Source organism: Streptomyces formicae (genome assembly GCF_002556545.1).
GTDB classification, from domain to species: Bacteria; Actinomycetota; Actinomycetes; order Streptomycetales; family Streptomycetaceae; genus Streptomyces; species Streptomyces formicae_A.
This window is the reverse complement of sequence record NZ_CP022685.1, coordinates 6,324,850-6,340,161: the sequence shown is the minus strand read 5'-3', so window position 1 is coordinate 6,340,161 and position 15,312 is coordinate 6,324,850. Positions and strand designations below refer to the sequence as shown.

Here is a 15,312-nt window from a genome sequence, read left to right as displayed (position 1 = left end):
CCCCCTGTCTCCCGGGCTTTCGTGTTGCCGTCCGCCCTACGCCACGTTCACCCGCTGGCCCGGAGGCGCCGCCTCCAGCCACGCCAGGAAACCCGTGAGCGCGTCCTCGCTCATCGCCAGTTCGAGGCGGACGCCGCGGTGCAGGCAGCCGAGGACGATGGCGTCGGAGAGCAGGGCCAGCTCCTCCTCGCCGTCCGGGGCGCGGCGGTCGACGACCTCGATGGCCGAGCGTTCGAGGACACGGCGAGGACGGGGAGCGTAGGAGAAGACACGGAACCACTCGATCCGGTCACCGTTGTAGCGGGCGACCCCGTAGCCCCAGCCTTTGCCGGACGTGTCGCCCTTCTCGGGCGCGTTCCAGCGCAGGCTGCAATCGAACGTTCCGCCGGAGCGCTGGATCAGCCGACGGCGCAGGCCGAAGACGAAGAGCCCCACCAATACCAGCGCGATCACAGCAAGTCCGCACACGAGCAGAGTGAGGATCATCGGCACCGACCTCCTCGCCTCTTCGAACGGACCAATACATTGCACCCGCATTGCCTCAGCCGCGACCCGGTCCGGAATGTTCCCGGACCTGGCCGCGGCTGAGTCACGTTACGCCGCGCGCTGGGGTCAGCGCGCCACCGCACGCAGTCGGACGTCGGCACGCCGCTCGGCGGAGGCGTCGGCCTCCGACTTCGCGCGCTCCAGCGCCCGCTCCGCACGCTGGACGTCGATCTCGTCGGACAGCTCCGCGATCTCGGCCAGCAGCGACAGCTTGTCGTCCGCGAAGGAGATGAATCCCCCGTGGACGGCGGCGACGACAGTGCTGCCGTCGCTCGTACGAATGGTCACCGGGCCCGACTCCAGCACACCGAGCAGCGGCTGGTGACCGGGCATGACGCCGATGTCGCCGGACGTGGTGCGCGCGACGACCAGGGTGGCCTCACCGGACCAGACACTGCGGTCCGCTGCGACCAGCTCGACATGCAGCTCAGCAGCCAAGGGTGGCTCCTCGGGTCACCACCCGGCGGTTCAGCCGGGTGTTGGGTCAAATTCTAGTGGGCGTACGAAGAGGGGCGGGACACGGCCCCTGCGCGGGGTGTACCCGCCCCTCTCCGAGATGAGCTACGGGGCTCAGGAGACGCCGAGCTCCTTGGCGTTCTTCTTGAGGTCCTCGAGACCACCGCACATGAAGAACGCCTGCTCCGGGAAGTGGTCGTACTCGCCGTCGCAGATCGCGTTGAAGGCCGCGATCGACTCGTCGAGGGACACGTCCGAACCGTCCACGCCGGTGAACTGCTTGGCGGCGTGGGTGTTCTGGGACAGGAAGCGCTCCACGCGACGGGCACGGCTGACGACGAGCTTGTCCTCTTCGCCGAGCTCGTCGATGCCGAGGATCGAGATGATGTCCTGGAGGTCCTTGTACTTCTGCAGGATCGTACGGACACGCATGGCGGTGTCGTAGTGGTCCTGCGCGATGTAGCGCGGGTCCAGGATGCGGGACGTGGAGTCCAGCGGGTCCACGGCCGGGTAGATGCCCTTCTCGGAGATCGGACGGGAGAGAACCGTCGTCGCGTCGAGGTGGGCGAACGTGGTGGCCGGGGCCGGGTCGGTCAGGTCGTCCGCGGGGACGTAGATCGCCTGCATCGAGGTGATCGAGTGACCACGGGTCGAGGTGATGCGCTCCTGGAGGAGACCCATCTCGTCGGCCAGGTTCGGCTGGTAGCCCACCGCGGAGGGCATGCGGCCGAGCAGGGTCGAGACCTCGGAACCGGCCTGCGTGAAGCGGAAGATGTTGTCGATGAAGAACAGCACGTCCTGCTTCTGCACATCGCGGAAGTACTCCGCCATGGTCAGACCGGCCAGGGCGACGCGCAGACGCGTGCCCGGCGGCTCGTCCATCTGGCCGAAGACCAGGGCGGTCTTGTCCAGCACGCCCGCCTCGTCCATCTCGACCATGAGGTCGTTGCCCTCACGGGTGCGCTCGCCGACGCCCGCGAAGACGGAGACACCGTCGTGCAGCTTGGCCACACGGACGATCATTTCCTGGATGAGCACGGTCTTGCCGACACCGGCACCACCGAACAGACCGATCTTTCCACCCTTGACGTACGGGGTGAGAAGGTCGACGACCTTCAGGCCGGTCTCGAACATCTCGGTCTTCGACTCGAGCTGGTCGAACGCCGGGGCCTTGCGGTGGATGGTCCAGCGCTCGGCGTCGGCGACCGTGGACGGGTCGTCGTTCAGAACCTCACCGAGGGTGTTGAACACCCGGCCCTTGGTCACGTCGCCGACCGGCACCGAGATGCCCGTGCCAGTGTCGGTGACGGGCGCCTGGCGGACCAGGCCGTCGGTGGGCTGCATCGAGATCGCGCGGACCACGCCGTCGCCCAGGTGCTGGGCGACCTCGAGGGTCAGCGTCTTCTTGGCGCCCTCTTCGGCCGGGTCGTCGACCTGGACGTGCAGGGCGTTGTAGATCTCCGGCATCGCGTCGACGGGGAACTCCACGTCGACGACCGGGCCGATGACCCGGGCGACGCGGCCCGTGGCAACGGCCGTCTCAACAGTGGTCGTCATTACTTGTCACTCCCCGCGGTCGCGTCGGACAGGGCTGCAGTGCCGCCGACGATCTCGCTGATTTCCTGGGTGATGTCGGCCTGGCGGGCCGCGTTGGCAAGCCGGGAGAGGCTGTTGATCAGATCCCCGGCGTTGTCGGTCGCCGACTTCATCGCGCGGCGCGTGGCGGCGTGCTTGGAAGCAGCCGACTGGAGCAGCGCGTTGTAGATACGGCTCTCGACGTAGCGCGGCAGCAGGGCGTCGAGGACGTCCTCCGCCGACGGCTCGAAGTCGAACAGCGGAAGGATCTCGCCCTTGGTGGGCGACTCCTCCGCGACCTCTTCGAGACTGAGCGGCAGCAGGCGGCCGTCGATGGCCGTCTGCGTCATCATCGAGACGAACTCGGTGTAGACGATGTGGAGTTCGTCCACGCCGCCCTCCGCCGTCTCCTTCTCGATCGCCTCGATCAGCGGTGCCGCGATGTTCTTGGCGTCCGCGTACGTGGGCTCGTCGGTGAAGCCCGACCACGATTCCACGACCTTGCGCTCGCGGAACTTGTAGTGGGCCAGACCACGGCGGCCGACGATGTACGAGTCGACCTCCTTGCCCTCGGCCTCGAGACGCGCGGTGAGCTGCTCCGCGGCCTTGATGGCGTTGGAGTTGAAGGCACCGGCGAGACCGCGGTCGCTCGAGAGGAGCAGCACCGCGGAGCGCGTCGCCGCCTCCGGTTCCGTCGTCAGCGGGTGCTTGGTGTTCGAGCCCGTGCCGACCGCGGTGACCGCGCGGGTGAGCTCGGTCGCGTACGGCGTGGAGGCCGCCACCTTGCGCTGTGCCTTGACGACACGCGAGGCGGCGATCATCTCCATCGCCTTGGTGATCTTCTTGGTCGCGGTGACGGATTTGATGCGACGCTTATAGACCCGGAGCTGGGCTCCCATGAGTCAGGTCCCTTCCGTCGTCACTTGCCGGCGGCGGCCGGAACGTCCTCGCCGAGAAGCTTCCCGTCCGAGGTCTCGAACTGCTTCTTGAACTCCGCGATGGCGTCGCCGACAGCGGTGAGCGTGTCGTCCGACATCTTGCCGCCCTCCTTGATGGAGGTCATGAGGCCCTGCTCCTTGCGGTGCAGGTACTCGAGCAGCTCGCGCTCGAAGCGGCGGATGTCCTTGACCGGCACCTCGTCCATGCGCCCGGTGGTACCGGCCCACACGGACACGACCTGGTCCTCGGTCGCCATCGGCTCGTACTGCGGCTGCTTGAGCAGCTCGACCATGCGCTGGCCGCGCTCGAGCTGGGCCTTCGACGCGGCGTCCAGGTCGGAACCGAAGGCGGCGAACGCCTCCAGCTCGCGGAACTGGGCGAGGTCCACGCGGAGACGGCCGGAAACCTGCTTCATCGCCTTGTGCTGCGCGGAACCACCGACTCGGGAGACGGAGATACCGACGTTCAGCGCGGGGCGCTGACCGGCGTTGAAGAGGTCCGACTCCAGGAAGCACTGGCCGTCGGTGATGGAGATGACGTTGGTCGGGATGAACGCCGACACGTCGTTCGCCTTGGTCTCGACGACCGGCAGACCGGTCATCGAGCCCTTGCCCAGCTCGTCGGAGAGCTTGGCGCAGCGCTCGAGCAGACGCGAGTGGACGTAGAAGACGTCACCCGGGTAGGCCTCGCGCCCCGGCGGGCGACGGAGCAGCAGGGACACGGCGCGGTAGGCGTCGGCCTGCTTCGAGAGGTCGTCGAAGATGATGAGGACGTGCTTGCCCTCGTACATCCAGTGCTGGCCGATGGCCGAACCGGTGTACGGCGCCAGGTACTTGAAGCCGGCCGGGTCGGACGCCGGGGCGGCGACGATGGTCGTGTACTCCAGGGCGCCGGCCTCTTCGAGGGCACCGCGCACGGAGGCGATGGTGGAACCCTTCTGACCGATGGCGACGTAGATGCAGCGCACCTGCTTGTTCACGTCGCCCGAGCGCCAGTTGTCGCGCTGGTTGATGATCGTGTCGACGGCCAGGGCGGTCTTGCCCGTCTGGCGGTCACCAATGATCAGCTGACGCTGGCCACGGCCGATCGGGGTCATCGCGTCGACGGCCTTGTAGCCGGTCTCCATCGGCTCGTGCACCGACTTGCGCTGCATGACCGTGGGGGCCTGCAGCTCAAGGGCGCGACGCCCGACGGTGTCGATCTCGCCGAGGCCGTCGATCGGGTTGCCGAGCGGGTCGACGACGCGGCCGAGGTAGCCCTCGCCCACCGCGACCGACAGGACCTCGCCGGTACGGCTGACCGACTGGCCCTCCTCGATGCCGCTGAACTCACCGAGGACGATCGAACCGATCTCGCGCTCTTCAAGGTTCAGCGCGAGACCGAGGGTCCCGTCCTCGAACTTCAGCAGCTCGTTGGCCATGGCCGAGGGCAGGCCCTCGACCTTCGCGATGCCGTCGCCGGCAAGGGTGACCGTACCGACCTCCTCGCGCGAGGCCGCGTCCGGCTTGTACGCCTGGACAAAGTTCTCCAGCGCGTCCCGGATCTCCTCCGGCCGGATCGTGAGCTCCGCCATCTGGGTTCCCTGCTCTCCTTGTTGGGCCCGAAAGTTTTCTTGGGGGGTCTGGGGTCAGCCCCCAGGAATCCTCTGCACGGCCCAACTAGGGCCGTAGGTCATGCTTGTTGAATTACTGGCCGACCACGCGGCGACCGGCTTCCTCGATGCGGTCCGCGATCGAGCCGTTGATCAGCTCGTCACCCACCTGGACCGTGATCCCGCCGAGGACCTCGGGGTCCACGTCGAGGTTGAGGTGCATCGGGCGTCCGTACACCTTCGCCAGGACGGCGCCGAGGCGCTGCTTCTGCTGATCCGAGAGCGGAACAGCGGAAGTGACGACGGCGACCATGCGGTTGCGGCGGTCCGCGGCCAGCTTGGAGAGGGACTCGAGTCCCTCTTCCAGGCTACGTCCACGCGGCGCGGTCACAAGGCGCTCGATCAGCCGCTCCGTGACGGTCTCGGCGCGACCGCCGAGCAGGCTGCGCAGCAGCTCGCCCTTGGCCGTACCGGTGGCGGCGCGGTCGGTCAGCGCGGCCCGCAGCTCGGTGCTCGACGCGACGATCCGGCCGAACCGGAAGAGCTCGTCCTCGACGTTGTCCAGGGCGCCGGACTTCTGCGCACCGGTCAGGTCGGCGAGGTCCGCCAGCTCTTCGAGGGCGTCCACCAGGTCGCGCGAACGCGACCAGCGCGAGCGCACCATGCCGCTCACCAGGTCGGCGGTCTCGCCGCCCACCTGGCCGGTGAGGAGACGGCCCGCGAGCTCGGCCTTGGCCTCACCGGACTGCGCCGGATCGGTCAGGACCCGGCGCAGCGAGACCTCACGGTTGAACAGCGCGGTGACCGAGGCCAGCTCGTCGGCGAGCTTCTTCGCGTCGACCGAGGTGCTGTCGGTCAGCGCGTCGAGGCGCTCACGCGCGGCGGCCAGGGCCTCGCGGCTCGCTCCGTGCGCTGTCATCGAGTTGCCTCGGCCTTCTCCTCGAGCTCGTCGAGGAAGCGGTCGATCGTGCGGCTCTGCCGGGCGTGGTCCTCGAGGGACTCACCGACGAGCTTGCCGGCCAGGTCGGTGGCCAGCTGGCCCACGTCCTGACGCAGCGACTGCGCGGCGGCCTTGCGGTCGGCGGCGAGCTGCGCGTGACCGGCGGCGACGATCTCCTCGCGCTGACGCTGGCCCTCGGCCCGCATCTCGGCGATGAGCTGGGCGCCCTGCTCCTGCGCCTCCTGGCGCAGACGCGCGGCCTCGTGACGAGCCTCGGCGAGCTGAGCCTTGTACTGCTCAAGAACGCTCTGGGCCTCGGTCTGAGCGGCCTCGGCCTTCTCGATACCGCCTTCGATCGCCTCCCGGCGCTCGTCCAGAACCTTGTTGATGTTCGGGAGGAGCTTCTTCCAGAAGAAGAAGAAGACGATGGCGAAGGCAAGGGCGCCGACGAGCAGCTCAGGACCCGGCGGGACGAGCGGGTTCTGCTCTTCCTCGGCCGCCAGCTGAACCAGGTTGGCGATCACATCAATGCCTTTCGTCGAAAAGTGTCAGGTAGCTGTTGCTTAGCGACCGAACACGAACGGCATGACGATGCCGATGAGGGCGAGCGCCTCACAGAAGGCGAAGCCGAGGATCTGGTTGGCGCGGATCAGGCCGGCGGCCTCGGGCTGACGGGCCAGGGCCTGCGTGCCGTTACCGAACACGATGCCGACGCCGATGCCGGGGCCGATCGCGGCGAGGCCGTAGCCGATGGAACCGAGGGAGCCGGTGACACCCTTGTCGGCGGCGAGGTTGACCATGTCGAGAGCAGCGGACATGCCGTTACTTCCTTCTCTTTCACTGGCCGGTGGGGGTTGGCCACCGGACGATCTAGGGGCTTGTGAGGTCGGGCAGACTCAGTGGTGCTCGGCGAGAGCGCCCTGGATGTACGAGCAGGCGAGGAGCACGAACACGTACGCCTGGACAGCCTGCACGAAGAGCTCGAAGAGGATCATGACCACGGTCATCACGAAGGAGACACCGGCGGCCGGGATCATGTAGCTGTTCAGCAGGTACCAGGAGGCGACGGTGAACATCACCAGCATCAGGTGACCGGCGAACATGTTGGCGAAGAGTCGCACGGCGTGCGTGAAGGGACGCACGAGCAGGTTCGAGAAGAACTCGATGAACGACACGAGCCACTTGATCGGACCGAGCGAGTTGTCGTAGCCCGTGATGTTCTTCCAGCCGCCCACGAACCCGTGACGCTTGAAGGTCAGGGACACCCAGAGCACGTAGACCAGGACGGCGAGCACGACCGGGTACGCGATGACCGACGACACCGGGAACTGGGCCAGCGGGATCACGGACCAGATGTTCATGATCCAGACGAAGAAGAAGATCGAGACCATCAGGGGGACGTACTTCTCGCCCTCCTTCTTGCCCAGCGTCTCGTAGACGATCCCGCGTCGTACGAAGTCGTAGCCGGCCTCACCGACCATCTGCAGCTTGCCCGGCACCAACTTGGCCTTGCCGAACGCCACGTAGAAAAAGGTGATGACGACGAGCGTGGTCAACAGGGCGAGCAGCATGACCTTGTTGAACTCGAACCCGCCGACGGTGAAGATCGGCTTGAAGAGGAACGAGTGCAGGCCCGGAGCCGGGAAGCCGCATCCGTCGGACATGATCCGACAGCTCCAGTCAAAGGCGAGCTCAGTTTGGTCAGCACTCACCGCGGGCTCCTTCGGCGTGACGCATAGGTACGGCAACCTCGTTGTCGTGTCGGCGCGGCGCGCGGCCGCGGGTCGGCACCGGACTGGTGTTTCGGAAGTGGGAGCGGCGTTCAGGCATCGAGCCTCGCGATCGTGCAGGCGTCAGCTCAGATGCCCGCGCCAGCAGTGCCGCAGTTGGCACCGGACGATAGCAGCATCTCGAACGGGCATTTATCCCGCCCCTACCCTTCACTGCGAGGACCCCGACTTCTCCGGCTTATTGCTGTTATCGGAGTCGGGCTCGACGTAAAGGATCTTGGCCTTCATGTGCGCTCGGGCCTGCGCTGCCATCCACGCGACGGTGGCCACCACAAGTCCGACGGCGAACGCCTTCGGGTTGAACAGAGTCGTGTCCTTGAACAGGGCCACGAAGAAGAGCAGCAGCAGGAGTTGCGCGACATAGAGCATCAGCCCCATTGCCTGGAACAACTGCGGAAGCGATTTTGCCGTCTTCTGCAGAACGAACAGACCGAGCCCCATGAAGGCGATGACGACCAGGGTGCCGACGACAGCGCCGATGGCCCCCTTGCCGCCGGCGACCACGGCGCTGACCGCGGCGACGATCGCGCCGACGGCAGCTGTGGGCACAGCGGACTGAAGGAGATTTCGGGCGTCTTGAGACGGCATGGCGGCAGCTCCGCTTACTGATGGGGGCAGGGTGTCGTCATGGACGAGCGTAGACCCGGGTCGAGAGGGTCCCTCGGGCCAATGGACCGTCGCACTACGGTCCTTCGGCTCTATCCCGGGGTTTCGTGAACGGTATCACAAACTATTTGATGAGGTCTTTACCTGCTCAGTGTGCTCACTGTCACACATGAGAGTGAACCCGCGCGTCTGTGCACTCACGGCGTCAACTTGTCTGGTAATGGGGCGATTTAGTGCCACGTCTCAGCGCGACGAACCCGCCTCGCGTCGATCCTGGAAGCGCGAACGGGCGCCGATCGCGGTCGCTCCGTTGACGCCCGCGGCGACCGGCGTCTTCTCCTCCGGGTCCACAGGGGTCTCCTCTCCCCCGTGCGCCCCCTCCGCCCCGCCCTGGGCGCCCTGTTCGGCCGTGCCGCGGCGCCGGTAGCGCGGCGGCACGAACGCCTCGGCCCAGCGCGGTGTGCGCGGTGTGAAGCGCGGAAGCAGCAGGAGCACCAGACCGAACGCGCTGAGCGCCACGATGAGGAGCAGGATCCACACGCTCGTGGAGTGCACCGAGTACGCCACGGTGCCGAAGGCGATCAGCGCCGACCAGAAGTACATGATCAGGACCGCGCGGCTGTGTGAGTGCCCGATCTCCAGGAGCCGGTGGTGGAGGTGGCCGCGGTCGGCAGCGAAGGGCGACTTGCCGTTCCACGTGCGCCGCACGATCGCGAGGACCAGGTCGGCGAACGGGATGGCGATGATCGTCAGCGGCATCAGGAGTGGGATGAAGACCGGGAGCATCGCGTGCGTGGCATCGCGGCCGCCGCCGAAGTTCAGCTTCATCGCCGCCGGGTCGACCTGCCCGGTGACGGAGATCGCGCCCGCCGCGAGGACCAGACCGATGAGCATCGAGCCCGAGTCGCCCATGAAGATCCGGGCGGGGTGCATGTTGTGCGGCAGGAAGCCCAGGCACATGCCCATCAGGATGGCGGCGAAGAGCGTCGCGGGGGCCGCGGCCTCGATGCCGTACCCGTACCAGATCCGGTAGGCGTACATGAAGGACGCGGCGGACGCGATGCACACCATGCCCGCCGCGAGACCGTCGAGGCCGTCGACGAAGTTCACCGCGTTGATGGTGATGACGACGAGCGCGACGGTGAGCAGCGTGCCCTGCCACTGGGTCAGCGAGACCGTGCCGACGCCGGGGATCGGGATCCACAGGATCGTCAGGCCCTGCATGACCATGACGCCCGCGGCGATCATCTGGCCGCCGAGCTTGATCAGGGCGTCGATCTCGAACTTGTCGTCGAGGACACCGATCAGCCAGATCAGCGCCGCTCCGGAGAGCAGGGCGCGCGGCTCGTTGGAGTTCTCGAAGACCTCGTTCAGGTTCGGCAGGTGATCGGCGACCAGGAGCCCCGCGCACAGTCCGAAGAACATCGCGATACCGCCGAGCCGGGGCGTGGGCTCCCGGTGCACGTCACGAGCGCGGATCTCCGGCATGGCGCCGGCCACGATCGCGAACTTCCGCACCGGGCCGGTCAACAAGTAGGTCACCGCGGCCGTGATGCAGAGCGTCAGCAGGTATTCACGCACGGGCATCCCCACAGATATCGCTGGCCATCTCAGCCCCACACCCTAGCTTCGCGCGCATATGGTTGGGGACTTCCGGGTAGCGACGATGGTTGCACGAGTATGCGCACGCCACGGACGCGGCTACCCCTTCCTAGCCCGGATAAGGCGGAAATCGCCCCGCCAGTTCACGTACCTCTTCTCGTACGTTCGGGTCTTCGCGCACCGCGTCGACCAGCAGTCCGGCGATGCGCACCACGTCCGGCCCGGTCATCCCCTGGGTGGTGATCGCGGCGGTTCCGAGCCGCAGGCCGCGGGTCTCGCCGTGCGGCAGCGCGCAGGTGTCGAGGACGATCCCGGCCGCCGCGAGGCGGCCGCGGGCGGTGCGCGCGTCGACTCCCAGAGGGGTCGGATCGGCCAGAATCAGATGTGTGTCCGTACCGCCGGTGGTGATCGCGAACCCGGCGGCGGCGAGCCCTTCGGCCAGCAGCCGCGCGTTGGTCACCACCTGATGGGCGTACGCGGTGAAGGCCGGTGTTGCCGCTTCGCCGAACGCGACGGCCTTGGCGGCGATCGTGTGCATCTGCGCGCCGCCCTGCGTGAACGGGAAGACGGCCCTGTCGATCCGTTCGGCGAGCTCCGCCCCGCACAGCAGGAGGCCGCCCCGAGGGCCGCGCAGGACCTTGTGCGTGGTCGCGCAGACCACGTCCGCGTGCGGCACGGGGCTGGGCGCCGCTCCCCCGGCCACCAGGCCCATCGGATGCGCCGCGTCGGCGATGAGGTACGCCCCCACGTCGTCGGCGATCTCGCGGAAGGCCGCGTAGTCGAGGTGCCGCGGATAGGAGATCGAGCCGCAGACGATGGCCTTGGGGTGATGCGTACGGGCCAGGGCGCGCACCTGGTCGTAGTCGACGAGGCCGCTCTCGGGGTCCACCCCGTAGCCGACGAAGTCGAACCAGCGCCCGGAGAAGTTCGCGGGTGAGCCGTGCGTGAGGTGTCCGCCGTAGGGCAGTCCCATCGCGAGGACCGTGTCCCCCGGTCTCAGCAGCGCGGCGTACGCGGCGAGCACCGCGGAGGACCCGGAGTGCGGCTGCACGTTGGCGTGCGCGGCGCCGAAGAGCGCCTTGGCGCGGTCGACGGCGATCCGCTCGGCGACGTCCACGAGCTCGCAGCCGCCGTGGTGCCTGGCGCCCGGGTAGCCCTCCGCGTACTTGTTGGCGAGCGGGGAGCCGAGGGCGGTGAGGACGGCGGGCGAGGTGAAGTTCTCCGCGGCGATCAGCTGAAGGGAGTCGCCCTGGCGCGCCGTCTCCCCCGCCAGGACGTCGGCGAGCTCCGGGTCCTGTCGGCGCAGCGCGTCGAGATCCGTGTACGCGGTGGTGGCGCCGCCGGGCGCGGTGCCCTGCGTGGTGACCGTGCTGAGCGACATGGTGGGCTCCGGGGCCGTGCGGGGGTGACCTCAGATCCAATGTAGGCCCGCGCGGGCGGCCCCGCGCGGGGCCGCCGGTCAGGTGTGGGCGGTCACCCCGGTCAGGGCCGTCACGACGGGGTCGAGGGCCTGGTTGATCTCGTCGCCGACCGAGCGGAAGAACGGCAGGGGTGCCCCGTAGGGGTCGTACACCTCGTCGGCCTCCACGCTGGGCGCGAGGAGCCAGCCGCGCAGCGCCGCCGCGGCCCGCACCAGCGCCCTGGCACGCTCCACCACGCCCTCGTCGGGGTCGGGCAGGGTCGTCGGGTCTATGGCCCGCACGAGCCGCGTGAACTCCTTGAGCGTGAAGGTGCGCAGGCCCGCCGAGTGGCCCATCGAGATGACCTGCGCCCGGTGGTCGCGGGTCGCCGTCAGGACGAGGTCGGCGCGGATGACGTGGTCGTCGAGGAGCTCGCGGCCCATGAACCCGGTGGCGTCCGCGCCGAAGTCGGCGAGGACGGTCTCGGCGTTGGTCTCCATGGGGGCGCCCTCGTGGCCCCAGGTGCCGGCGCTCTCCACGATCAGACCGCCCGTGGAGGGGTCGCCGAGCCGGTCGGCCAGGGCGTGCCGGGTCAGCCGCTCGGTGATCGGCGAGCGGCACACGTTGCCGGTGCTGACGTGGAGGATGCGGAACGCACCCGCAGAGCCCGGGAAGCCCGCTATGCCACGCCCCGTCTCAGGGGCTGTCAATTCGCCACCTCGAGGTCGGGTACGACCTTGCGCAGCTCCTCGGCGGAGAGCGCGCCCGCCCGGAGCAGCACCGGCACCTTGCCCGTGACGTCGACGATCGACGACGGGACGATGCCCGGGGTCGGGCCGCCGTCCAGGTACACGGAGACGGAGTCGCCGAGCATCTCCTGGGCGGCGTCGCAGTCCTCGGGGGCCGGGTGGCCCGTGAGGTTGGCGGAGGAGACGGCCATCGGGCCGACCTCGGTGAGCAGTTCGATGGCGACGGGGTGCAGCGGCATGCGGATCGCGACCGTGCCGCGGGTGTCGCCGAGGTCCCACTGGAGGGACGGCTGCTGCTTGGCGACCAGGGTCAGGGCGCCGGGCCAGAAGGCGTCGACGAGCTCCCAGGCCGACTCGGAGAAGTCGGTGACCAGGCCGTGCAGGGTGTTCGGTGAGCCGATCAGGACAGGGGTCGGCATGTTGCGGCCGCGGCCCTTGGCGTCCAGGAGATCGGCGCACGCCTCCGGGGTGAAGGCGTCGGCACCGATGCCGTAGACGGTGTCGGTGGGCAGCACGACCAGCTCGCCACGGCGGACGGCGGACGCGGCCTCGCGCAGACCGGTCGTACGGTCGGTCGCGTCGTTGGTGTCGTATCGCCGTGCCATTTAGCGGGCCTCCTCGTACACGTACTGCTGGCTTGACGTCATGGTGGTCACGGCATCGCCTTGCGGGCGGTGGCGAAGCGCGGCCGGTTGTTGAGGTCGGGGTGGTCGGCGGCGTCGGCCCAGCCCCGCTCCTCGGTGAAGATCCACGGCACCTGGCCGCCCTGGGTGTCGGCGTGCTCGATGACGACGACGCCGCCGGGGCGCAGGAGCCGGTGCGCGGTGCGTTCGATGCCCCGGATCAGGTCGAGGCCGTCCTCACCGGAGAAGAGCGCCAGCTCCGGGTCGTGGTCGCGGGCCTCCGGTGCGACGTACTCCCATTCGGTGAGCGGGATGTACGGCGGGTTGGAGACCACCAGGTCGACCTGCCCGTCGAGCTCGGGGAGCGCGTCACGGGCGTCGCCCTGGGAAAGCTTGACCCTGGATCCCTCGACGTTCTTCCGCGTCCACTTCAGGGCGTCCTCGGAGAGCTCCACGGCGTGCACCCGCGAGCGCGGGACCTCCTGCGCGAGGGCGAGGGCGATGGCGCCCGACCCGGTGCACAGGTCGACGATCAGCGGCTCGACCACGTCCATGGCGCGCACGGCGTCTATGGCCCACCCGACGACCGACTCGGTCTCCGGACGCGGCACGAAGACACCGGGGCCGACCTGCAGCTCCAGGTACCGGAAGTAGGCGCGCCCGGTGATGTGCTGGAGCGGCTCGCGGGCCTCGCGGCGGGCGATCGTCTCCCAGTAGCGGGCGTCGAAGTCCGCGTCCTTGACGGAGTGCAGCTCGCCGCGCTTCACACCGTGCACGAAGGCGGCCAGCTCCTCCGCGTCGTTGCGCGGCGAGGGCACGCCCGCGTCGGCGAGGCGCTGGGTGGCCTGGGCCACTTCCGCGAGCAGCACGCCGCGGGGGTTTGGGGGTCGCCCCCCAAGATGTTGCTGCACGCTGGTCCTCCGGGCTGAGCTGTGGACGGGCGGGGGTGTTACGCGGCGGCGAGCTTGGCGGCGGAGTCCGCGTCGACGCAGGCCTGGATGACCGCGTCGAGGTCGCCGTCGAGCACCTGGTCCAAGTTGTACGCCTTGAAGCCGACGCGGTGGTCCGAGATCCGGTTTTCCGGGAAGTTGTACGTCCGGATCTTCTCGGAGCGGTCGACCGTGCGGACCTGGCTGCGGCGCGCGTCCGCGGCCTCCTTCTCCGCTTCCTCCTGGGCCGCCGCGAGCAGCCTGGAACGCAGAATACGCATGGCCTGCTCCTTGTTCTGGAGCTGGCTCTTCTCGTTCTGGCAGGAGGCGACGACTCCGGTGGGCAGGTGCGTGATGCGCACCGCGGAGTCGGTGGTGTTGACGGACTGGCCGCCGGGGCCCGAGGAGCGGTAGACGTCGATCCGCAGGTCGTTCGCGTGGATCTCGACGTCGATCTCCTCGGCCTCGGGCGTCACCAGGACACCGGCGGCGGAGGTGTGGATGCGGCCCTGCGACTCGGTGGAGGGCACGCGCTGCACGCGGTGCACGCCGCCCTCGTACTTCAGCCGCGCCCAGACGCCCTGGCCGGGCTCGGTCGCGCCGTTGCCGCCCTTGGTCTTCACGGCGACCTGGACGTCCTTGTAGCCGCCCAGCTCGGACTCGGTGGCGTCGATGATCTCGGTCTTCCAGCCGACGCGCTCCGCGTACCGCAGGTACATGCGGAGCAGGTCACCGGCGAAGAGCGCCGACTCGTCGCCGCCCGCGCCCGCCTTGACCTCCAGGATGACGTCCTTGTCGTCGGACGGGTCCCGGGGCACGAGCAGCAGGCGCAGCTTCTCGGTGATCTCCTCGCGCTGCCGCTCCAGGTCCTTGACCTCGGCGGCGAAGTCGGGGTCGTCGGCCGCGAACTCGCGCGCGGTCTCGATGTCCTCCCCGGTCTGCTTCCAGGAGCGGTACGTCGAGACGATCGGGGTCAGCTCGGCATAGCGCTTGTTGAGCTTGCGCGCGTTGGCCTGGTCGGCGTGGACCGACGGGTCCGCGAGCTTCGTCTCGAGATCGGCGTGCTCGCCGATCAGTTCCTCGACCGCCTCGAACATTCGGGGGCTCCTGGTTTTCTACGCGAGGGTTCTACGCGAATTGGCTGCGGGACGGCAAAAGCGCCGGTCCCGGCCACCCCCTCCCGAGGGCGGCCGATGACCGGCGCAGTGGCTCGCTACTTGTTGGCGCCTGCAGCCTTGCCGAAGCGGGCCTCGAAGCGGGCCACGCGGCCACCGGTGTCGAGGATCTTCTGCTTGCCCGTGTAGAACGGGTGGCACTCGGAGCAGACCTCGGCACGGACGGTGCCGCTGGAGATCGTGCTGCGGGTGGTGAACGACGCGCCACAGGTGCAGCTGACCTGCGTCTCGACGTACTCGGGGTGGATGTCGCGCTTCAAGGTGTCTCCTAGTTTCGGGAGGGCGCCGGGTCGTACGCGCGGATTGCTCGTACGTGAACCGGGGCCGACGTACCAGTCTGCCAGGACCGGCCGTATCTCCCAAAACCGGGGTGGGGGCCGATCTATTCCTG

At 68.6% G+C, this 15,312-nt stretch carries 17 protein-coding genes; all 17 read right to left on the bottom strand.

Features of this window, described 5'->3' with window-relative positions; all coding sequences use genetic code 11:
- Positions 1–36 precede the first annotated feature (36 nt).
- Positions 37–486: a DUF2550 domain-containing protein gene (locus KY5_RS27910; RefSeq protein WP_055696800.1), complete on the bottom strand. Its 450-nt coding sequence runs from the start codon at positions 484–486 to the stop codon at positions 37–39.
- Positions 487–612: 126 nt separating this feature from the next.
- Positions 613–984 carry a F0F1 ATP synthase subunit epsilon gene (locus KY5_RS27905; RefSeq protein ID WP_098244806.1) on the bottom strand — a complete coding sequence of 124 codons (372 nt, stop codon included), beginning with the start codon at positions 982–984 and terminating at the stop codon, positions 613–615.
- 132 nt (positions 985–1,116) lie between these two features.
- Positions 1,117–2,559: a F0F1 ATP synthase subunit beta gene (gene atpD, locus KY5_RS27900; protein ID WP_098244805.1), complete on the bottom strand. Its 1,443-nt coding sequence runs from the start codon at positions 2,557–2,559 to the stop codon at positions 1,117–1,119.
- Positions 2,559–3,476, bottom strand: a complete 918-nt coding sequence (locus tag KY5_RS27895; RefSeq protein WP_098244804.1) for a F0F1 ATP synthase subunit gamma — start codon at positions 3,474–3,476, stop codon at positions 2,559–2,561. Before KY5_RS27895 ends, atpD begins: the two co-directional genes overlap by 1 nt.
- A gap of 20 nt (positions 3,477–3,496) precedes the next feature.
- Complete coding sequence (atpA, locus tag KY5_RS27890) at positions 3,497–5,089, bottom strand: F0F1 ATP synthase subunit alpha (protein ID WP_098244803.1); 1,593 nt, start codon at positions 5,087–5,089, stop codon at positions 3,497–3,499.
- Between the two features lie 112 nt (positions 5,090–5,201).
- The gene (locus KY5_RS27885) at positions 5,202–6,026 is read right to left on the bottom strand and encodes a F0F1 ATP synthase subunit delta (RefSeq protein WP_098244802.1); all 825 of its coding nucleotides are present in this window, start codon (positions 6,024–6,026) and stop codon (positions 5,202–5,204) included.
- Entirely contained in the window at positions 6,023–6,571 is a 549-nt protein-coding gene (locus tag KY5_RS27880; RefSeq protein ID WP_055543558.1) for a F0F1 ATP synthase subunit B, read from the bottom strand. Before KY5_RS27880 ends, KY5_RS27885 begins: the two co-directional genes overlap by 4 nt.
- A 39-nt stretch (positions 6,572–6,610) precedes the next feature.
- On the bottom strand, positions 6,611–6,865 hold the full coding sequence (gene atpE / locus KY5_RS27875) for an ATP synthase F0 subunit C (protein WP_098244801.1): 255 nt from the start codon (positions 6,863–6,865) through the stop codon (positions 6,611–6,613).
- 78 nt (positions 6,866–6,943) lie between these two features.
- Entirely contained in the window at positions 6,944–7,711 is a 768-nt protein-coding gene (gene atpB / locus KY5_RS27870) for a F0F1 ATP synthase subunit A (protein ID WP_098244800.1), read from the bottom strand.
- Positions 7,712–7,987: 276 nt separating this feature from the next.
- Complete coding sequence (locus KY5_RS27865; protein WP_098244799.1) at positions 7,988–8,425, bottom strand: hypothetical protein; 438 nt, start codon at positions 8,423–8,425, stop codon at positions 7,988–7,990.
- Between the two features lie 261 nt (positions 8,426–8,686).
- Positions 8,687–10,024, bottom strand: coding sequence for an MraY family glycosyltransferase (locus tag KY5_RS27860; RefSeq protein WP_098247518.1), 1,338 nt, complete (start codon positions 10,022–10,024; stop codon positions 8,687–8,689).
- A 130-nt stretch (positions 10,025–10,154) separates the two neighbouring features.
- On the bottom strand, positions 10,155–11,426 hold the full coding sequence (gene glyA, locus KY5_RS27855) for a serine hydroxymethyltransferase (protein WP_098244798.1): 1,272 nt from the start codon (positions 11,424–11,426) through the stop codon (positions 10,155–10,157).
- A 78-nt stretch (positions 11,427–11,504) separates the two neighbouring features.
- Entirely contained in the window at positions 11,505–12,155 is a 651-nt protein-coding gene (locus KY5_RS27850; protein ID WP_098244797.1) for a protein-tyrosine-phosphatase, read from the bottom strand.
- The gene (locus KY5_RS27845) at positions 12,152–12,799 is read right to left on the bottom strand and encodes an L-threonylcarbamoyladenylate synthase (RefSeq protein ID WP_055543563.1); all 648 of its coding nucleotides are present in this window, start codon (positions 12,797–12,799) and stop codon (positions 12,152–12,154) included. The genes KY5_RS27850 and KY5_RS27845 overlap by 4 nt, the downstream gene beginning before the upstream one ends.
- A gap of 47 nt (positions 12,800–12,846) precedes the next feature.
- Entirely contained in the window at positions 12,847–13,686 is an 840-nt protein-coding gene (prmC, locus tag KY5_RS27840) for a peptide chain release factor N(5)-glutamine methyltransferase (protein ID WP_098244796.1), read from the bottom strand.
- Between the two features lie 80 nt (positions 13,687–13,766).
- A complete protein-coding gene (gene prfA, locus KY5_RS27835; RefSeq protein ID WP_098244795.1) occupies positions 13,767–14,843 on the bottom strand; it encodes a peptide chain release factor 1 in 1,077 nt (358 codons plus the stop codon).
- A 116-nt stretch (positions 14,844–14,959) separates the two neighbouring features.
- A complete protein-coding gene (rpmE, locus tag KY5_RS27830; protein ID WP_098244794.1) occupies positions 14,960–15,181 on the bottom strand; it encodes a 50S ribosomal protein L31 in 222 nt (73 codons plus the stop codon).
- Between the last annotated feature and the right edge of the window lie 131 nt (positions 15,182–15,312).